This window comes from Salinimicrobium sp. TIG7-5_MAKvit (assembly GCF_049569215.1).
Taxonomy (GTDB): Bacteria; Bacteroidota; Bacteroidia; order Flavobacteriales; family Flavobacteriaceae; genus Salinimicrobium; species Salinimicrobium profundisediminis.
Window position 1 is genome coordinate 3656412 of the sequence record NZ_CP145903.1, and the last position, 21364, is coordinate 3677775.

The 21364-nt window shown below is 41.0% G+C and carries 14 protein-coding genes; 4 read left to right on the forward strand and 10 right to left on the reverse strand.

Features of this window, described 5'->3' with window-relative positions; genetic code table 11:
- Nucleotides 1–140: 140 nt before the first annotated feature.
- Nucleotides 141–956, forward strand: coding sequence for a universal stress protein (locus V5739_RS16410; RefSeq protein ID WP_423819051.1), 816 nt, complete (start codon nt 141–143; stop codon nt 954–956).
- Nucleotides 957–1269: 313 nt separating this feature from the next.
- Nucleotides 1270–2367: an acyltransferase family protein gene (locus tag V5739_RS16415; protein WP_423819052.1), complete on the forward strand. Its 1098-nt coding sequence runs from the start codon at nt 1270–1272 to the stop codon at nt 2365–2367.
- Between the two features lie 63 nt (nt 2368–2430).
- Here the strand turns inward: V5739_RS16415 and V5739_RS16420 are convergent, their stop codons facing one another.
- The 7 genes from V5739_RS16420 to V5739_RS16450 form a co-directional block, all read right to left on the reverse strand.
- A complete protein-coding gene (locus tag V5739_RS16420) occupies nt 2431–4563 on the reverse strand; it encodes a catalase (RefSeq protein WP_423819053.1) in 2133 nt (710 codons plus the stop codon).
- 329 nt (nt 4564–4892) lie between these two features.
- Nucleotides 4893–5621 (reverse strand): polysaccharide deacetylase family protein, encoded by a 729-nt coding sequence (locus V5739_RS16425; protein WP_423819054.1) that lies wholly within the window; start codon nt 5619–5621, stop codon nt 4893–4895.
- 738 nt (nt 5622–6359) lie between these two features.
- On the reverse strand, nt 6360–7217 hold the full coding sequence (locus V5739_RS16430; protein WP_423819055.1) for a phospholipase A: 858 nt from the start codon (nt 7215–7217) through the stop codon (nt 6360–6362).
- An 18-nt stretch (nt 7218–7235) separates the two neighbouring features.
- The gene (locus V5739_RS16435; RefSeq protein ID WP_423819056.1) at nt 7236–7844 is read right to left on the reverse strand and encodes a TetR/AcrR family transcriptional regulator; all 609 of its coding nucleotides are present in this window, start codon (nt 7842–7844) and stop codon (nt 7236–7238) included.
- A 111-nt stretch (nt 7845–7955) separates the two neighbouring features.
- The gene (locus tag V5739_RS16440) at nt 7956–11114 is read right to left on the reverse strand and encodes an efflux RND transporter permease subunit (protein ID WP_423819057.1); all 3159 of its coding nucleotides are present in this window, start codon (nt 11112–11114) and stop codon (nt 7956–7958) included.
- Between the two features lie 6 nt (nt 11115–11120).
- Nucleotides 11121–12176 (reverse strand): efflux RND transporter periplasmic adaptor subunit, encoded by a 1056-nt coding sequence (locus V5739_RS16445; RefSeq protein WP_423819058.1) that lies wholly within the window; start codon nt 12174–12176, stop codon nt 11121–11123.
- A 1-nt stretch (nt 12177) separates the two neighbouring features.
- On the reverse strand, nt 12178–13518 hold the full coding sequence (locus tag V5739_RS16450; RefSeq protein ID WP_423819059.1) for a TolC family protein: 1341 nt from the start codon (nt 13516–13518) through the stop codon (nt 12178–12180).
- An 842-nt stretch (nt 13519–14360) separates the two neighbouring features.
- On the opposite strand from V5739_RS16450, the gene V5739_RS16455 reads away from it, so the two are divergent.
- Nucleotides 14361–15821, forward strand: coding sequence for a glycosyltransferase (locus tag V5739_RS16455; RefSeq protein ID WP_423819060.1), 1461 nt, complete (start codon nt 14361–14363; stop codon nt 15819–15821).
- A gap of 141 nt (nt 15822–15962) precedes the next feature.
- Here V5739_RS16455 and V5739_RS16460 read toward each other — a convergent pair whose 3' ends face one another.
- Together V5739_RS16460 and V5739_RS16465 are read right to left on the reverse strand one after the other, a co-directional pair.
- A complete protein-coding gene (locus V5739_RS16460; RefSeq protein WP_423819061.1) occupies nt 15963–17438 on the reverse strand; it encodes an exonuclease domain-containing protein in 1476 nt (491 codons plus the stop codon).
- A 201-nt stretch (nt 17439–17639) separates the two neighbouring features.
- Nucleotides 17640–18179 (reverse strand): DUF4494 domain-containing protein, encoded by a 540-nt coding sequence (locus V5739_RS16465; RefSeq protein WP_423819062.1) that lies wholly within the window; start codon nt 18177–18179, stop codon nt 17640–17642.
- A 383-nt stretch (nt 18180–18562) separates the two neighbouring features.
- On the opposite strand from V5739_RS16465, the gene asnB reads away from it, so the two are divergent.
- Complete coding sequence (gene asnB, locus V5739_RS16470; RefSeq protein WP_423819063.1) at nt 18563–20254, forward strand: asparagine synthase B; 1692 nt, start codon at nt 18563–18565, stop codon at nt 20252–20254.
- A 114-nt stretch (nt 20255–20368) separates the two neighbouring features.
- Here asnB and V5739_RS16475 read toward each other — a convergent pair whose 3' ends face one another.
- Entirely contained in the window at nt 20369–21112 is a 744-nt protein-coding gene (locus tag V5739_RS16475; RefSeq protein ID WP_423819064.1) for an energy transducer TonB, read from the reverse strand.
- Nucleotides 21113–21364: the final 252 nt, after the last annotated feature.

Sequence of the window (21364 nt, forward strand, 5' to 3'; positions counted from 1 at the left end):
TTTTTCAGCAGAAATAAATGATCTTCAAAAAGGGCATTTTTGGAACCTAACCTTGAAAGCAACTATATTTTTACAACCTGATAATAATCATACTTTATTGGTATCTATGGTCTTACCTTTAAACAGGTAAATTCAAAATCATGAAAAAAATAATCTACGCAACCGATTTTTCGAGCAACTCTGTGGCTGCGCTAAAATATGCAGCTGAACTCGCCCGAATTATGGGAGACGACCTTATTGCTCTTCATGTTTATCCTTCTTATGAAGTAGATAGACCAAAAGTGGATTTTTTAAAAGACCACCAAAAAGAGCTTCAGGATTTTTGCAAGCTACATCTAAAAGAAAATTATCAGCCCCAAACCATCTCTCCCGCGGTGGTTTCTGGCTCCAACATAGCCGAAGAGATCCTGAAATTCACCAAAGACCTGCAGGTAAGGGTGATCGTTATGGGGGCTTGTGGCGCCAGTAAACTTAAGGATAAACTCGTGGGCACCACGACAAGCGAAATGATTGGAAAATCTTCTTTGCCTGTTTTGGCTGTGCCGCCACAATACCGTTTTAAACAGCCTCAAAAGATCCTTTTTGCAAGCACTTTAGACGATCAGGAACTTATTTATCTCAAGGAATTGATCCCTATGGCCCAATCTCTAGAGGCCAGTATTGAAGTTGTTCACATTACCCACCGCAAGGAAGATGAGGCACTTCAAAAGCTTCAGGATTTTCAGGAAAAAGTGGAACAGGAAATTCCTTATCCTAAAATTTCCTACAGAACACTCTATTCTTCGGAAGTTTTTGATACTCTTCGCAAAGCCATAGAAAAAGAAGAGCACGATATTGTTCTAATGCCCGAAAAAAGGAATATGAACCTCTTCAAAAGAGGAATTGTAAGGGACAGGATTAAAAGAATGCAGTCATGCAGCCCATCTCCCCTGCTCACATTCCCTGCCATTGTTTAAAAATTATTTGAAATTGAGTTTAAAGGAAAAAAGGGGTTAAACCTGTTGGTTTGACCCCTTTTTGTATTTGTGAACGATATGGTACAAAACCAGAACCAACTATTAGCACTTTAAAGCTTTTGGCCAATTCTGCTAGAGGCGTTTATAAATAACTTTTCATCCCATTGCATTTAACCAATTTGTAGCATCTTATCCTATCTTCTAAGACTTATCTAAATTATTTATTTAAGTAAACTTAAAATAAAAATAATTTATCCTAACTTTAGCTTTTATCTAATTTCTAAAGTAATCTAACAAACCTTCCTGCTTAGTAATGTTTAAAATTTCGTCCCCTCCTCTCTCCTCACCCGCGACTAAAAATCTTAAATCAAAAAAGCACTTTTTAATACTCGACGGGCTAAGAGGTGTAGCGGCACTGGCAGTTGTAATATTTCACTTTATGGAATGGGTATATCCCGATTTTAGCAAGAATTTTATTGGTCATGGCTTCCTGGCGGTCGATTTCTTTTTCTGTTTATCGGGATTTGTAATTGGATATGCCTATGATGACCGCATTCAAAAAATAGGGACCTGGGAATTTTTCAAGTCAAGATTGATCCGCCTGCACCCTCTAATTATCCTGGGTTCGGTATTGGGGCTCCTTGCACTTCTTTTTGATCCTTTTGCCCTTGATGCACAAGGTTATGGAACCGGAAGGATTATTCTTATCTTTTTATGTTCTATTTTTCTTATTCCTCTTCCGGTCATGGAAGACAGGGCGTTTAATCTTTTTGGGCTTAATGCCCCATCCTGGTCTTTGTTCTGGGAATATGTGGCCAATATTGTATACGCTTTGGTTCTTTACAGGTTAAGCCGCCGCTACCTGCTTGTAGTAACCCTGCTGGCGGCCATAGCTCTTGGCTATGTAAGTTATAGCGCAGGCAACTTATTAGGAGGATGGACGGGAGAGAATTTTTGGGATGGCTGTGCGCGAATCTCCTACTCTTTTTTGATGGGGCTATTAATCTTCCGTTACAACTGGGTGATAAAAAATCAGATTGGGTTTATTTTCCTGGCTTTACTATTATCCCTGGCTTTTGTTATGCCTTATTTTGAAATGAACTGGATGATAGAAACGGCGATTGTGCTTTTCTATTTCCCGTTACTTATTTCGCTTGGTGCAGGTTCTAGCCTGTCTAAAAGGTTAAAAAACTTCTGCAAATTTTCGGGAGATATTTCCTATCCGCTATACATGACGCATTACGCAGTCATCTGGATGTTTGGGAACTATTACACCAATTACCAGCCGGGAGAAACCCAGACCTTTCTCATCATCTCTTTAGGTACCATTGTATTGATTGGAGTGGCTTACGTTGCTATGGTGGCCTATGATATCCCTGTAAGAAAATACTTTAATAGAAAAAGGAAATAACTTAATCAAAAAAGGGTTTAACTTAAACAGGTTAAACCCTTTTTTGATTAAGTGTTCAGGACTTTAAGCAGGAATTTCCATGGCTGCTTTTTCCCGCTTCCAGTTACGGTGTTTGCTAATGGCATCGATAAATTTCTGCGGTTTTCCATTTATAATCACCGCTTCATCACCTTTAAAATCTTTACCATAGGTTGCATCAAAGAGCTTTTCAGCTTCAGAATCTAAAGCGATAGCCTTGCAGTGCTTCAAAGTTTCATTGATGAACTTTTTGGCTTTTGCCTGTTTCATGAGGGCATCAATACTCTTTTTGCCACCGGGAATGTAAAGCGCATCAAACACCACACTTTCTGTGGTCATAAGTGCATGAGCAACTTTGTGAGAATCACCTTTGTCACATGTAATGCTGCCGCCGTGGGTGCCCACAATCTGCACCATGGCTCCAGCTTCTTCCAGGGGTTTCTTCATTTTGTTGTAGTCACTTTCACTAAACCCATCACCTGCCAAAACGGCTATTTTTCGCGTAGCTATTCCTTCGGAAGGCAAAAACTCCTGACTCAAAGCTTCAGATTTATCGAGATAGTTCTTTTTAGGCCCCGGCTGTTGTTTTTCAACATCTGCATCGGCTCCTATAGCCTGGTTAAGCGGCCGGTCAATTTCCGAAGGAATTTCCATTCCCAGATTTGAAGCGACCTTTGATGCCAGGGTTTCATCAATTTGGGCCAGTATGTACAGCATTCGCTCCTTAATATGATCATAAGTACATTTACCCAGTTCAAAAGAATAAGCCTGTACCACATGCTCCTGCTCATGCTGAGTTAAACTGCGGTAAAACAACGCAGGCTGCGAAAAATGGTCATTGAAGCTCTCACTTCGTTCCCTAACTTTTTTGGCATCAATTCGCTCCTCATAATGGCTAAACCCACCTTCGGCTATTTTTGCCAGGTGAGGGCAACCGCCGCCAATTGAATTTGGGAAATAAGCTGTCTTACCCTTATTCACCGTCATACGCATGTGGGCATCCCGCTGATTGTTATGAATTTCGTTGACGGGACGATTGATGGGAATTTCATTAAAATTTGGGCTGCCCAACCTTGAAAGTTGGGTATCGGTGTAAGAAAATAACCTTCCCTGCAGCAAAGGATCGTTTGTAAAATCAATTCCCGGCACTACATGCCCCGGGTGGAATGCCACCTGTTCAGTTTCTGCAAAGAAGTTATCGGGATTGCGGTTAAGTGTCATTTTCCCAATGCGCTGTACCGGCACCATTTCTTCCGGAATCAGTTTTGTAGGGTCTAAAAGGTCAAAATCAAATTTATGCTCGTCTTCTTCGGAAACTATTTGAAACCCTAATTCCCACTCAGGGTACTGGCCGGCTTCTATGGCATCCCACAGGTCTCTCCTGTGAAAATCTGAGTCGGCACCGTGAATTTTTACCGCTTCATCCCAGGTCACCGATTTTACTCCGAGTAATGGTTTCCAGTGGAACTTCACAAAATGGGATTTTCCTTCAGCATTTATTAACCTGAAGGTATGAATCCCAAAACCTTCCATCATCCGGAAACTTCTCGGGATCGCCCTGTCGCTCATCAACCAGATTTGATTGTGCAGGGTTTCGGGAGTATGGGAAACGAAATCATAAAAAGTGTCATGCGCCGAAGCTGCCTGCGGAATTTCCCTGTCGGGTTCAGGTTTTACCGAATGGATCAAATCGGGAAACTTCATGGCATCCTGAATAAAAAAGATGGGCATGTTGTTCCCTACCAGGTCAAATACCCCTTCATCGGTATAAAACTTGGTAGCAAAACCCCTCACGTCACGGGCAAGATCGGCCGATCCTTTAGAACCGGCAACCGTAGAAAACCTCACAAATACCGGCGTTTTTCTTGAAGTGTCAGTAAATATGCCTGCTTTGGTATATTTCTCCTGACTCTCATAAAGCTCAAAATAACCGTGAGCGCCACTTCCGCGTGCATGTACAATTCTCTCGGGAATGCGCTCGTGGTCAAAATGAGTAATTTTCTCCCTTAGAATAAAATCTTCTAATAATGATGCACCACGTGCTCCAGCTTTTAAAGAATTATTGGTGTCATTTACCTTTAACCCCTGATTGGTGGTCATTGTTTTCCCCTTTGGATTAGAGGTGTTCTTCTTTAAGTCTTCAATTTTTTTTGAAGTCTCTTTCTTATTATCTTTCATAAATTTTGTTGATTAGGTTTAATTCTGAAATTAAAATAAGCTATCTACAATCTGATAAAAGGACTGTTAAAAGAAAGAGAGCAGAATCATAAAATATACCCTATAAAAAAATAAAGCCTGGAAATGTGTCTACCATCCAGGCTATTAACTACAATTTTTAAAAAACTGATTTTCAGAAAGTACAGTAGAACTTTCCTTTCAAAAATGGCATTTTGAAACTACATTTTTTCCAGCTGTTTCTTTGGGAAGATCCTGCTACTCTACCCAGTTGCAAAGAAGTATAGTTTTAGGAAAAGTAAGGAATTTACAGTACGTCCTTTTTTGTAGCCTTACATAAACCTGAAGAAATGATAACCTCTTTCTTTTAATTCACTGATAATTGAATCGAGGTTCAGGTAAAGTTTATCTTTTCTAAGCGGACTGGTTCCTGGGTGAATAAGGATATGAAATCCGTTTAAGCCATGTTCCTGTTCGAAATGGTACAGGTTCTTCAAAATTTCTTCGCTGGAGAGATAGTTGGCCATATCGGGACTTGTATAATCGGCATTGGTTCGTATTCCGGGGCTAAAATTTATAGTGCGCTGGCCTGCTTCCGCAGCTATTTCCACCACTTCCTGGTTGTACCATTCATAAGGAGGCATAAAAACTTCAGGATAAACTTCCAGGGTTTCGAGCTCTTTGAGATTATCTATGATGTCTTTTTTGATTGTAGCAGGTGAATAAAGTAAGCTATCCCTCTTTGTCCAATCGTTATATAGAAGATGCCTGTTGGAGTGCGCCCCCACAAAATGGCCTGCTGCGGCAATCTCTTTTACCAGCTCGCGGTGCTGTCTTATAAAATCTCCGGTGAGAAAAAAGGAAGCCTGTATTTCCTGCTTTTTAAGTACCTCCAGCACATGTTCAAAGCCCTCATAATGCTCATGTCCTGTAAAAATTAAATAAACATTAACTTCACTAACATTAGAACGAATTAGCGCACCGTAACGATCAATTACTTCCTGTGAAGAAGCTGCCACACTAAGAAAATGGAGTAACAGGATTAAAGAAAATTGCTTCATTTACCTGTCTTGAAGTAGTTTTTAAATGGATTATAAAGTGCCTGCATCTGTTGCGGGCTGAGCTATAATTTGGAACTTGGATGATCTTTATATATCCTACAAATTGCCAACTTGCGCACAAAAACAAAATTACACGCTTTTTTGTCTAAGTTGTAATTTAATCCCAATTCGCATCGTTAATGTTATCAAGTTTAGCTGCTTCTATGCTAAATCAACACCTTCAGAAATCATTACTAATATAAAAAGCCCGGAAATTGATCCCGGGCTTTCTCCAATGTTTTCTCTAAAATATATCTCCTCAGATAAACATTATATATATTTTAGATCCTGCAGAACTTATCCAATCCTCCCATCCTACAAAACTTCGGAAACATGCCATATTTCAGGCTCATGGGTTTGAAAAGGAATATATGATCCGGCAGCTCCTGGCTGCCTTGTTAGCCATACCAAGAAATTACTAACTGTTTGAAAGTCGTGACGTACAACCGTACTTTCCAAAAGATTCAAGGAAAACCTGCTCTCAAAAAGAAGAAGGATTTCAATAAAATCAAAATCACAGTCACAATAAGTTTCAAAGTCTTCGTTTGTCTTTATTTTTGATCCAGCCCAGATTGATAAAACTTCCTGGTATTGGAGTAGTTTAGGGAATGAATTCATATTATTCTTATTCGGGGGTTAATGCTGCTTCTTTCTGAAGAAAAAAGCGCTAAAAAGTCATTTTGTCGTCCGGTTTCAGACTTACTCATAAATCGGTTTGGTCTTCTTGCCTCTCAGCAAGTTTAAGTCGGGGGATTTAATGGCATAGCCAATCCTAATCATATTCTCATATTCGTGGTAATCAATTAAGTTTTCGGCATTACCTACATACCACTCCAGCATGAGGTGTTGATTGGTACTTTTTGATATCCTGTAGAAGACCCTTGACCTTATATTACCTTTCCAGTCCCACTGGGCACCTTTACGGGCAGATACTTCCAGGTTCCATTTTGGAGCCAGGTCATAAGACAAATTGGCTTCGCCATATCCTATATAATCTATGAGGTCGCAGTTATCACTGTAGCCAAAAGGGAGCCAGCCTCTCAGGGTCAAAATAGTCTTATTGTTAAGGCGGGCGTTGTAGGTGAGGATAATACTGTTCCAACTCCTTGAGGCTTCACCTTCGCGGCCGTTAGATTCGTGTTCAAGTTTGAATTCGGCAATTCCCGTCAACTCGTCTTTCCTGTTATAAATACCTGAAGCCAACCCAATACCCGGATTAAAATTCACATCCTGAAAAGGACTGGAGAATTCATAGATATTCCAAAAAGATTTTTGGGTGTAGGTCAAGAACAACTGGGTTTGAAATGGAAGCACGTGCCTGGTGACCAATTGTTTAAAACTTATCTGGTATTTCGCATCTGCCGTGGTCTTAGAAATATCATTTTGCAGGGGTACTCCCGTAATAAAATAATTATCGCGATAGGCCGAAAATGAAGGTAAAAGTGTATCCTTTAACTGCTCTCTTGTCACACGTTGCGCCTGAGAAGTATTGTAAAAAGACAAAAAGAAGAAGACTGCAAAACATATTTGAAGTCGCTTAGATAGAATTTTTTGCATGATCTTGTTTTTTGCCATTTAACAGAAGCTGCCTTTCATTTTCTTCAGTACCTCTTTTCCTTTTTCAGTTGTAATGGCATTCATGTAAAGGCTTAAAGTTTCCTGGTGATACCTTTCCCGCGAGATGTTGGTAGTATCTAAATAAGGTGAATTGTCGTAAGTCATTGTCAATTGAAAGAAAAGCTTTGAATATAATCCTGCATCAAAATCTTCTCTGTAAAGCCCCTGCTTACGGCCCCTTTCAATGTTGTGAATAAGGATTTCTGAAAGCTTTTCAGAAAAATAGAGCATGTGCTTGTTAAAGATCTGCGGGTAATACTTGATAAGCTGCCGCAACATAAGGGAATTGTTTGTTCTTGATGCCTTAATTATACCCTCATCTCTGGCAAACATCCTTTCTACGGCATTTTCAACAGTCACATCCAGGCTCCGCATTTTGGAGATCACTATCTCCAGTTTATATACCAGTACTTCTTCAAGAAGGGCTTCTTTGTTCCTGTACATTTGATACAGTGTCTTCTTGGAGATCTTAAGTTCGCTGGCTATATCGTCCATGGTGACGGATTTTGCACCATTTTCCAGAAAAAGTTCTGAAACCTTCTCTAAAAATTCAATATCCTTTTCCATTATTTCCTGTTTTTCATTTTTGATGAGTTCCTCCTTCTAAAATTCTCAATTTAAAGCGGAAGGAAAAAAGAAAAACTGACCGCAAAAAAATGCAGCCAGTTTTTGCCATTTTTAGAACTCCAGTTCATGTTTAGGATCGACGTGCTCATAATCGGCCACCATCAACTCTTCATAATTATTCTTTTCGCTCTTAGTGAACTTCTCTTCCAGTCTCACAAAGATCATGAACACAACCGGCACAATAACCAGTGTGAGGAAAAGAGAGGATAGAAGCCCCCCAATGATCACAATTGCAAGACCGTTACTCATCTCGGCCGCTGCACCCGATGCAAGGGCGATTGGCAACATCCCGAAGACCATCGCAATGGTAGTCATCAAAATAGGACGTAAACGGGCGTGGTTCGCCTGGATCAATGCATCGCGTATTTTCTCACCGTGTGCCAGCCTGTGGTTGGCAAAATCTACTAACAGAATGGCATTTTTGGCAACCAATCCAATAAGCATAATGATCCCCAGAATGGTAAAGATGTTCAAACTGTTATTGGTGAGTGCAAGTGCCCATAATGCCCCGATAAACGAAAGCGGAATGGAGAACAATACGATAAACGGTTTCACAAAGTCATCATACAACACCACCATGATCATGTACACCAGCATAATTGCGGCTAAAAGGGCAATACCCAGCGTTCCAAAACCTTCACTCTGGTTTTCCATGTTTCCTCCCCAGGTCCAGTCTACTCCTTTAGGCTGTTCTACACTGGCCAGTTTCTCTTCCCATTCCTGTGCTACAGCACCGGTAGTTTTACCCACAGTCTGGGCCTTAACGGTAACAGATGGTGAACGGTCATAACGCTCCAGCAAAGAAGGGCCAGATTCATAAGTAATGTCTGCAAACTGAGACAGGTTGATCCTTTGCCCCTGATTGTTTATAAACTGAATATTCCTTACATCTTCAATATTGTTTCTTGAAGCCTCATCAAAAATGATGTTAATGTCATACTCGGTGCTTCCGGTACGGAACTTATTATCGGTATTTCCACTGAAGGCAGTACGCAGGGTTTGGCCGACCACGGCAACATTAAGCCCTAAAGATGCCATTTTATCACGGTCTACATTTACCGAAATTTCAGGGTTACCTTCTTCAACACTTAGTTCAATTTCTGTCGCCCCGTCTATATTCCGAAGAATTTCTTCAGCAGCTTCAGCATAAGTGATGGCATCTTCAAAAGAGTTACCGGTAACGGTCATTTGCAATGGTGCTTCTTCAGCCCCAACTATGCCCACAGGTACGGTAGTTACCTTAGCGCCCACCAATTCCTGCTCCAGGGCGCGGGTTAGTTTAGCCGCATAGACATTTGTTTTATCATCTCTTTCAGATTTGTCTACAAGGGTAACGTTGATTTCTGATTTGTAATTGGTAGCCTGTGCACCACCCATTCCTCCACTACTTGACTGCCCAACAGTAGTGATCATACGCTCAACTTCGGGCAACTGTGCAAGATAGTTTTCTGCTTTTTGGGTAATAAAATTGGTTTCCTCTATAGAAGCATCCTTGTCTATTTCAAGCTGTACAAGGAATTCTCCTCTATCGGTCCTCGGAAAGAAATCTGAACCGATATAACCCATACCTACTAAAGTAATAGAGCTCACAAACAGCACAAACACTATAACGAAGGTTTTAATCTTATTATCGAGAGACCAGTTAAGGATCTTGGTAACTTCTTCGGTAAACCACGTAAGCCCCTTCTCAAAATGGTGAATGATTTTTCCGAAGAAAGAATCGCCACTAATGAGTTCCAGTTTTCCATATCTGGAGAAAAGCCATGGCACCACGGTAAATGAAACCAGTAACGACAACAAGGTGGCAATAATTACCGTCACACAAAACTGTGCAATAATGTTGGCAACAAGTCCGCTACTAAGGGCAATAGGCAGGAATACCACCACAATTACCAGGGTAATTGCAGTTACTGTAAACCCAATCTCTTTTGCTCCATCATAAGCCGCACGTACTTTGTTTTTACCCATCTCCATGTGGCGGTGAATGTTCTCAATCACCACAATCGCGTCATCTACCAGGATACCTACCACCAACGAAAGGGCAAGTAAACTCATTAGGTTCAAACTATAACCAAGCAATAACATTCCTATAAATGTGGCGATAAGCGAGGTTGGAATTGCCACCATCACGATAAGCGCATTCCTGTAACTATGCAGGAAGAAAAGCATTACAAAGGCCACAAGCCCTACCGCGATCAAAAGGTCTTTGATTACCGAATCGGCTGCTGCAAGGGTAAAGGTAGACGTATCATTTGCCATGGTAAGTTCAATGCCCTGATCTGCATACTGTTGCTCTAATTCGGCCATTTTTTCCTGAACAAGTTCACTTACAGTTACCGCATTGGCATCTGTTTGCTTCTGAACCTGTAGTAAAATGGTACTTTGACGGTTTATCCTGGCAATTTTCTCTGTTTCTTTTTGAGTGTCCTGAACTTCAGCAACATCTGTTAACCGAATGTTCTGGCCTTTCTGAGATGCAATTACCAGATCTCTAAGCTCATCAACCGACTGGATTTTTCCTGAAAGCCTGATAAGCGTTGTATTCTCCCGTGTAGTAAGGTTTCCTGTAGGAAAGTCAAGGTTTGAAGCTGTAATAATTTGTTGTACCTGTGGTACAGTAAGACCGTAACCTTCAAGTTTGTTTGGGTCAATATTTACCCTAATCTCTCTTTCCTGGCCACCAACAACGTTCACCTGTGCTACCCCAGAAAGTCTTGAAAAAGCAGGCTCAATCTTTTGATCTATCAACTCATAAAGCTCATTTTCTGAAAGGTTACCTGTAACCCCAAGGCTTACCACGGGTAAGTCTGAAAGTGAGAACTGGGAGAGCGATGGCTCGTCAATATCCTCTGGCAGGTCAGACCTAATGGAGTTGATCTTACGCTGGGCTTCATTAAGTAGAAAGTCAACATCGGCATCATTGTTAAACTGAATGGTAACTACCGACAGGCTTTCAAAAGATTTTGTCTGGATCTTCTTGATGTTCTCAAGGGAAGAAACCGCGTCTTCTATCTTTCGGGAAACCGTGTTCTCCACCTCGGCCGGCGATGCCCCCGGGTAGACGGTCATAACTGTGACCACCTTCACTTCAAATTTTGGGATCAACTCATAGTTGAGCTGACTATAGCTAAAAAGTCCTCCTATGATAAGTAATGCAAGCATTACAATCACCAGGCTGGGCCTTTTAATAGAAACTTCTGCTAATTTCATTTTCTCTTATTTTAGAATGTTTACCGCAGTATTGTCGGTAAGGTTAATTTGTCCGCTGGTCACCACTACATCTCCTTCATTGAGTCCGGCAGTAACCTGCACTTTATCTCCGTAGTTAATCCCTGTCTGTATCTCCTTGAGTTGTGCAGTTCCATTCTCTACCACAAAAATCTTGTTATCGCTTACACTACCCACAAAGGCTTCTCTTGGAATAGTAAGTACATTGTCATTTCCAGTTTCATTTAAAACCGCAGTAGCATACATCCCTGCTTTTCTTTGCCCATTCTCATTCTCAACTGTGATCTCTACAGGAAATTTCAAGGCTCCGTTTGAAGCAGGAGCTATAAAGCTTATCTTTCCTTTAATGGTATCTTTTGTTACACTTGGCACCACATTCACGGTGTCACCAATTTTGATACGGCTTACCATAGCTTCATCTACTTCAACCCTAAGTTCAAGCGAAGAGATATTTACCACCTCGATGATGGGGGTACCGGCACCAACTACCATTCCCTCTTCTACCATCTTCTTGTTTACAATACCGCTTATTTTTGAACGCACATTGGTATCGCCCGAGCTTAGTTGAGCCGATTTATATTGTGCTCTTGCATTTTGCACCTGTAAACGTGCCTGGTCAAGCTGTACGGCGGTTACACCTCCGGTTTGAAAAGCTGCTTCATATCTACTCAAAGTAGATTCTGCATTGTCAAGATTTGCTTTTGCATTATTGACGTTTACATTGATCTTGTCTCCCGAAAGTTTGGCAACAACCTGTCCTTTTTTCACTTCACTTCCCTCTTCCACATAGATCTCAACAATTTGCCCCCCCATTTCTGCGGAAATATTCGCCCGGGTTTCAGGCTCAAAAGTTCCGTTTACGGTGAACTGTCCGCTTATATTTTCACTTGTCACATTTGCAGTTCTTACTGAAACTTCGGTATTCTTTTGAGCTACAATCTCTAATTCTGCTTCGTTTTTGCTTTTGTTATTCTGAAGGATTAGAAAGAAAGCTACAGCAACTCCTACAAGCGCTACTATTGTTATAATGGATTTCTTTTTCATTTTATAAAGTATTATTGGTAAGTATTTCTAATTGTCCCTGTGATCTCAATAACTGCACTTCGGCAAGTTTGTAATCAAGTCGGGCGTTGGTAAGGTTATTTTTCGCTTCAGCTAAATCTCTTTCGGCGTCAAGCATGTCATTAAGACTGGCAAGACCAAGACCGTAGTTGTTTTGCGTATCTTCAAATACCTCCCGGGCCAGCTCAACGTTATCTTCCTGAGTTTGAATAGTGAGTAAATTGTTCTCTAATTGAGCCACCGCGTTGGCATGGGCCAGCTCCATTGCAAGTTTGGTATCTTCAAGGTCTTCACGGGCTTTTTCAATCTCAAACTGGTTTTGTTTTACTCTTGCTTTGGTTGCCCCTCCATTAAATATGGGAATACTTAGATTAACCCCTATAGCCGACATATCGGACCAGTAAACGCCTTTATCCTCACCATTTCCAACAGGAATAACATCTCCCTGTCCCAGCCATCCGTAATTGGCCACTAATGCCAGAGAAGGATAATATTCAGCAATACTGGCTTTCTTCTGCCAGTTAAGTAGTTCCAGTTGTTTATTTAAAAGCTGTACTTCGGTACGCTCAACCATTTGAGGATTTATTTCAGGCAAAATGACCGGATCAAAAGTCCGCTCAGGAAGTCTAATTTCCTGCCCAATAGGCATACCTATCATGAACTTCAAAGCATTCTCGCTAAGGGCTACAGAGTTAAGCACCTGTTGCCTGTTGGCAATCAGGTTATTTAGTGCCACTTTGGTACGGTCATAATCAATTTTCTTCGCCAGGCCGTTTTCAAATAACCCCTGTACAATTTCTACAGTCTGTTCTGTAAGCTCCAGGTTACTTTGTAAATTTTCCAGCATTTGCTGTGCCTGGTATACCTGGTAATAAGCATTTGCTACCCGCTCAATGATCTCTTCATTGGTGAGTTGAGCATTAAGCTGATAAAATTCTTTGGTAGATTTTGCCGCTTTTAGACCGGTAAATACTTGCTGATTAAAAAGGGTTTGTGTTAACTGTGCTGTGGCATTTGAGGTCCATTCCTTTCCAAAAGCTACCGCGATATCTTCGCCCGGCATCCCAAAGATCTCTCCCGGCAAAACGTTCTCCTGTAAAAGGGGATTATAAGTGGTGTTTGCACTTGCCGAAAGGTTTGGCAACGCACTGGCTCTCACCTCGGCAATCTTTGCATCGGCACTTTTTATGTCTAACCGTGCCTTTTCAGCTTCAGCTTTATGCTCCAGGGCGTAACTTACGGCCTCATTTAGATCCAGTTCTACAGGATCTTGAGCAAAGGCGAAGCCGGTAGTAAAAAGCAAGCCTAATAGTAATTTCTTCATTTCACTCTTGTTTTAATTTTCTTTAATCGTATAAAGCGAAGCAAAGATAAGGCCAAAATAAACTAAAAAACAAAAAAAGTTTCCTAGTTTATTCTACTGAAATTGAAGTGCTTGCCTCACGTTGATTTACGAAGGTTTAATTCTTTATGAATTTTTAAGGAAGATTTCTCACCTCTGAATTCCTCTTGAAGATTTTCTCACATAAATAAAAGAGGTGCCAAAAATGGCATTTTTGGAAGTAAACTTTTGAAGCCATCAGTCTTGATAAAACTATTTTAGTAAGTGCTTTCAATAGGTTCTGGCTCTATAAAAAAGCAATCAACACCTTCTGAAGAAGTGCGTAAAAAAATACCTATAAGTAGGTATTTCAAAAGAGGTTATTCCTCTTTATCTTAGCTTCATCAGAAATTCTATTGAGTTAAGATTGGGAGGTGAAAGAGTTGATTAACTTCGGCTTGTCAAATGTTATTCTGGGGGGAAAGAACATTTGTTTAGATCTACCGGTTTTTACTCGTAACAAGAATGGAGAAAAAACCCTTAGCAAAATTGCTGAGGGTTTTTTTCTTGTTTTATTGCAATACAAATTGCGTCAATAATAAACCCCATTTCTAACTATTCCTATATTTATTGTTGACACCTCTGCCTTCTTTGCGGATTTGAAACAGATTATTGTGTATTTAATCCACAACTTTCTCACCTGCTCCCACATATTTTCCCCAGTTACTGTAAAATCCCCCTTCATTATCACCTGTTTAGATTTGGTATGTGAATTGGTACTTCCTTTCCCGGAGAAAACCATCTCTTACAAGAAAGTTTAAACAGAAATAAGTACATAATTTTATATGATTACAAGAGACTTAAAATTAATTTCATCCGCTTCTTTTAGAAAACCTGAGGTTACTAAAGCTACGCAGCAAGATGCTACAGCAACCCAACAGGTTCCGGAAAATTATCAAAAGGCATCTTTTACAAAAAGGCACCTGTTCACTTTAGCGGGTACCTTCCTGTTATTACTTGGAGGAGCCTTAACTGTATATCTTCTTCAGCCGCAATTTGAGCAAATGAACCTGGGAAGAATGAATACCATTGGTGGTATGATCCTCCTGTTTGTATCGGGTTTCCTGTTACTTTTCAGGATGGGTTTCCTCGCTTACGTTGGAAGTTTATTCTTTCGGTATAAACCGGTTAATTCGGTGACCGATGAAGAATTGCCGGCCTGTACTGTTATTGTACCCGCCTATAATGAAGGCAGGCAGGTGTATGACACCCTGGTGAGTTTAACCAACAGCCTTTATCCCGAAGAAAAACTACAGCTAATCGCCATTGACGACGGCAGTAAAGATGACACCTGGGAATGGATGAAAAAAGCAAAAGAATTGCTGGGAGAGAGCGTTGATATCTATCAACAACCTACCAACCAGGGAAAAAGACATGCGCTTTACCGCGGATTTAATCTTGCCACAGGCGAGGTATTTGTCACGGTAGACAGTGATTCTATAGTTGAAAAAGATACGCTTCGCAACCTGGTCTCCCCTTTCGTTACCAATAAAGACTGCGGGGCAGTTGCAGGAAATGTTCGCGTACTCAACAATCAAAAAGCCATCATCCCACGCATGCTGAACGTAAGTTTTGTATTCAGTTTTGAATTTATACGTTCGGCACAAAGTGTTTTGGGATCGGTTTTATGTACTCCCGGTGCTCTTGCGGCCTATAGAAGCAAAGCCGTAATGAACTGCCTTCCCGAATGGATCAACCAAAAGTTCATGGGGCAACCTACAGATATTGGTGAAGACAGGGCCATGACAAACATGATCCTTAAGCAAGGTTATCACGTTCTGTTCCAGCGAAACGCTTATGTGCTTACCAACATTCCTGAAAAATTCAGCAGTCTGCACAAGATGTTTACCCGCTGGGAACGAAGCAACGTGCGGGAAAACCTTATGATGACCAAGTTTGCTTTTAAACCTTTCCGGTATGGATCAAAACTGGGCACCCGACTTTTACTTCTTAACCAATGGATGCACATGTTAACCGCCTATCCGTTATTCCTTATCATGATCGTGTTACTGGTGCTGCACCCGGTGTTGTTCATTAGTTCTACTCTCTTAAGTATCTTAATCTTCTCAAGTCTGCCGGCTTTCTTTTATGCGAAGAAATACAATATTGCTGAAGCTTTTTGGGCCTATTCGTACAGTATCTTTTATACTTTCGGATTGTTCTGGATCACCCCTTATGCCATGGCAACAGCTAATAGAAGAGGCTGGTTAACCCGTGAACTACCGGTGAAGAAACAAGCCGCTTAAATTATTTAATTCAAGATCTAGCCCTCCTATTCTAAAAGTTACTGAAGCAATTCGGTAACTTTTAGTTTTTTATACACTCTTCTGAAAGGACTTACTTCAACAGGAGTGTCAAAAATGGCAAATTTTCAACTGATTATTTCATTATTCAAAAAGCGAAAGTGTGCCGTGGGTAGCCATGATCCTGGCATTTTTTCTGGTTCTTACTTCCGGTTTAAATTCTGAAGCTTCTTCAGAAGTTTTAAAAAATACCACGTTGGGTTTTCCCTGCTTCCGCATGTAATTGCTCAGGATCTTGTTGGTGTGATATGTGGCCGGCTGTGGCTTCAAAAAAGGCTCAAGATCATCGGGGCCACTTATTGCCGTGTCTGCATCTATAAAGCCGTAACCCGAATATTTTCCTGCCTTTACCAATATAAAAGCCTCCTCTTCATAGTGCCTTCCTTTCTCCCTTATTACAAATGTGGAAGATTCTTCTGTAAGGGAACCAATAGCTGCCGTTACCTTATTATTGTACGATTCAACCTCCTCTTCCCCGGTGCAAACTCCTTCACAGCTCACAATTTCATAGTGGCTACACTGTTCTACATTAGCCTGAAGGCTGCAGTACTTTGGGCAAAGTTTAAACTCGCGGCATAAATATTCAAGTTTTTCCTGCGCCAGGCTGCGGCTATAAAAAGTGCCTATAGACTCCCTACGCTTACTGGTCTTTTCTATAGCCAGCTGCAAAATACCGCGTTGGTTAGTATAGCTCACAATTTGAAATACCGGCCCCGGTCTTTTTTGCGCCCTGTTAAATTTGGGATAATACTTTCTAATGCACTCTGCTTCCAACAGCAAAGCCATCAGCTCATTCCCGGTAGTTTCATAGTCTATAGAATAAGTTTCCTGCCCCAGTTCATACTCCTTGCTCATACGATCGTAGAAATGGGAGATCACCCTTTTCTTAATGTCAATGGCTTTCCCGGCATAGATCACTTTTTGCTGCCTGTCTTTGAACAAATAGATCCCCGGACTTTCGGGCAGGCTGTGAATTTCTTCGGCATCAAGATGTGGCGGTAAAGTGGCCTGTCGCGAACGTACATGCAAAAAAGAATTGATCACCTTATAATCATCATCTAACGATAGCAGGCGTTGAAAGAGAATAACTGTGGCATCGGTATCCCCTTCGGCGCGGTGGCGGTTGGAAATAGGAATATTAATAGAATCACACAACCTCCCCAGGCTGTAGGAAAATAAACCCGGCATAAGTTTACGGGCAAGGCGAACAGTACAGAGTTTTCTACGGGTGTAATCAAATCCCAGCTCCTTAAATTCATTCCGAAGTACATTGTAATCAAAATTCACGTTGTGCGCTACAAAAATGGCATCGCGGGTAATCTCTTCAATCTTTTTAGCTACTTCATGAAATTTTGGAGCATCGGCAACCATAGCATTGTCTATTCCGGTTAAACCGGTGATGTGCCGCGGAATTTCTTTTTCGGGATTGATAAGGCTGGTAAACTTGTCGACAATTTTAGAACCGCGAAGCAGCACCACGCAAATTTCTGTAAGGCGGTTTCCATTAATCCCGCCTCCTGTTGTTTCGACATCAATAACTGCAAATAACTGCTCTTTCATGGGCTTCAAAAAAGGTAAAAGTAGCAATTTATTTTAAAGAATGTAGGAAAAAATCCATAAGAACGGAAAAAATCCTATCGCGTACCCATTTTCTCTTTCTTCTGAAAAATCCTAACCCTGAGCTACATTACTTCTGAAATAAAAATACCTCCTGAAAGTGGAGGTATTTTTGCCATTTTTGGAAGCTTATTATTACTGAAGTTAAACCGCTTCTGATTCTTCTGAAACTTCTTCTGAAATTTCTTCGGCAACATTTTCTTCCGAAGTATTTGATGTCTCAACACCAAATTTTTCTAACTGCTCTTCTTCTCCTGTAAAGTAAGGGAAAACATCTAAGATTGGAGATTCGGTAATTGCGGGAATGGTATAATCTCCCATAGTATCGGCCATTGCCGTAGTTGTGTTCTCAAAAGCCTCTTTAATGTCGTTGGCCTGGACAAGCAGGTAAATATTCGTTTTTCTTTCTTTACCGCTCTCTTCATCAAGTGCTATCAGGGAAACTTTTGATTTGAACCATCTGTCGGAATTTTCAAAAGGATGAACTTCCGAAAAATTCGCCACTTTGATGTTCATGATCCTGAAGTCTTCGTTGGTAAAGGTTTTCATCTCCTCTGTGATTCGAGATTCGGCCTCTGTATAAGAAACCGCATCAAGCAGGTAAGTATCGGTTGTTACCTTCTGCTCTCCCGTTTCATGTGTTTTTCTGTATTTCACCTTACATTCATACCAAATAACGCTCATAGTTCATTTTTTTAGGGTGCCAAAAATATCATTTTAGACAGGTGTTCCTAAAAGAATTCAGTAATAGATATTCACAAATTGAAAAACGATTTCTTTAACACCTGAACTTCAACACAATGAATATTTCTATATATTTTCAGAATTTGTGTTTAAGATTTGGGCTACCGGAACACTCAAATTTACTCCTGGTTACAATTCACCTAATCTCCTTCAGGTTAGTCCCCTCAAAAATGGCATTTTAGAGTTTCTTTCTTCAGTAATAATTTGTTTTTCCATAATAATTTTAACTAATTCAAAGAAAATTATAGGTCTAAATATTAGTCTTACTAAATTTTTATTAGATATTTGTGACTCATCGTATACAAATTTAAAATTAGATTATTGTGTGTGGAATTGTATGTGCTTTCGAATTAAAAGAATCATCTGAATCTTTAAGGCCCCGCCTTTTAAGTATGGCGAAATGCCTGCGTCACCGCGGGCCCGATTGGAGCGGGATCTACAGTAACGAAAAAGCTATTTTGGCCCATGAAAGACTGGCTATAGTTGACCCTACTTCTGGAAAACAACCTTTAATAAGTGAAGACCAAAATCTGGTGCTTGCTGCCAATGGTGAAATTTATAATCACCGGGAACTGCGTAAGCAGTTTGAAGGAACTTATAATTTCCAGACAGAATCTGATTGTGAAGTGATCCTTCCGCTTTACCGGGATAAAGGCGCAAAGTTCCTTGACGAAATGAATGGGATCTTCGGCTTTGCCATTTATGATGCCGAGAGAGATGAGTATTTAATTGCACGCGACCACATGGGTATTATCCCTCTTTACATAGGTTGGGATGCCAACGGAACCTTTTACGTGGCTTCAGAACTAAAGGCGCTGGAAGGCCATTGCACCAAGATCGAATTATTTCCTCCGGGACATTATTTATCAAGTGAAGAAGAAGGTTTTCAACGCTGGTATCAAAGAGACTGGATGGATTATGAGAACGTAAAGAACAACGAAACCAACATCGCTGAACTGCGGAAGGCCCTTGAGGCTGCCGTACACCGGCAATTGATGAGTGATGTTCCTTACGGGGTGCTTCTTTCCGGGGGGCTTGATTCATCGATCACTTCAGCCTTAGCAAAAAAATATTCAGATAAACGAATTGAGAGTGACGATGCCGATGCTGCCTGGTGGCCACGACTTCACTCCTTCGCCATTGGTCTTGAAGGTTCACCCGATCTTGCTGCGGCCAAAAAAGTGGCAGAGCATTTGGATACGGTTCACCACGAAATAGAATTTACCATTCAGGAAGGTATTGATGCAATTAAAGACGTGGTTTATCAACTGGAAACTTATGATGTGACCACGATAAGGGCTTCCACACCTATGTATCTAATGGCCAGGGCTATCAAAGCCATGGGGATTAAGATGGTGCTTTCGGGAGAAGGTGCAGACGAGATTTTTGGGGGTTACCTGTATTTTCACAAGGCTCCCAATGCCAAAGAGTTTCATGAAGAAACCGTGAGAAAACTGGATAAACTACACCAGTACGATTGTCTCAGGACCAATAAATCGCTTTGTGCCTGGGGTATTGAAGGGAGAGTGCCCTTTCTTGATAAAGAATTTATGGATGTGGCCATGCGCATCAACCCTCAGGACAAAATGATCAATGGTGAACGGATGGAAAAATGGGTGCTGCGAAAAGCTTTTGAAGACTATCTTCCCAAAAGTGTGGCCTGGAGGCAAAAAGAACAATTCTCTGACGGAGTTGGGTACAGCTGGATTGATACGCTTAAGGAAATGGTGAATACACAGGTAAGTGATGAGCAACTTAAGAATGCCCATTTCAGGTTCCCGGTGCAACCGCCAAAGAGCAAGGAAGAGTTCTTTTACCGCTCGATTTTTACTGAACATTTCCCGAGTGATGCCGCTGCCCTCTCGGTACCATCGGTGCCATCTGTAGCCTGTAGTACACCTACGGCTTTAGAGTGGGATGAATCATTCAGGAATATGAACGATCCATCGGGAAGAGCTGTTGCCAATGTTCATTCAGATGCCTATAAAAAAGAAGAAAAGAAAGCTGCAATTTAACAGGTTTTAATCTCGCGTTGATGTTCAGCCAAATTAGCTGTAATCATTGCTGTTAATATAAAACCCCTTCAAAGTGAGAACCTTGAAGGGGTTTTTTGGTCATATTATTTAGATTTAAATTTGGTCCCGTACTTCGTACATTATTGGCAGGGAGTATTCTACTGATACCGGCTTTTCTCTTTGCCTGCCGGGAATCATTTTGGGTAATAGCCTCACAACACGTGCTGCTTCCTCTTCCAGCCTCTTATTGGGCCCTCGTGCCCTAATATCGGCAACATCTCCTTTTTCATTGATCTTAAAGACAACATAGATCCTGTTCATGCCGGTGAGCCCCAGTTCTTCACTAATACGTACATTGAAATGCTTCCTTACATGGGCATCGATCTTTTGAGACATACACTTTTTCTGCTCATCCTTGTCCTTAATACCTTCACAACCCGGGTAAGTTGGTATTTGTTGAACGACCATAAAAGGCACTTTTTCAATCTCTTCTTCCTCCTCTTCATAGGCCACTTCTTCTACCTCAATGATCTTCTCTATCTTATCTTCCTGGCTGGTTTCGGTAGAGCGTATCTCTGTTTCCTCAACCTCCATTTTGTCTTCTACAACTTCTATCACTTCGGGCATTGGCGGGGGTGGAGGTGGCGGAGGCGGTGGAGGAGTGTTGAGTTGTGTAATAGGAATGTCTTCCTGGTCAAAATCGGTCACCTGCACTTCCTGAAGGTCAACATCTTCACTGCCATAAGATCTCCATTCTAAACCATAATAAGTGATGCCGAGCATTATTATAAGTCCCACCTGGAAAAATATCATGCTCCTTCTTCCAAGATCTGCTTTTGGGTTCTTTTTGATTTGCATAACAGTAGATTTAGAAATTAACTACTAAAGCTTTATCTCAAGAGGATTAATCCTCTGGAACTTGCAATTGGAAGGCTCCCCGATTTGCTATTATAAAGACTCTGAAATTCTTTCAGTCTTCCAGGTCTTTCTAAAGAGAGCTGTGACTGGTTTCCGTCATTTTCAGCTTAAAACATTTACTAACCAGCACATTAAAGATACTCACTCTCTAAGGCTTAAATAATGATATTTGTCATACAGTCCCGGGAATCC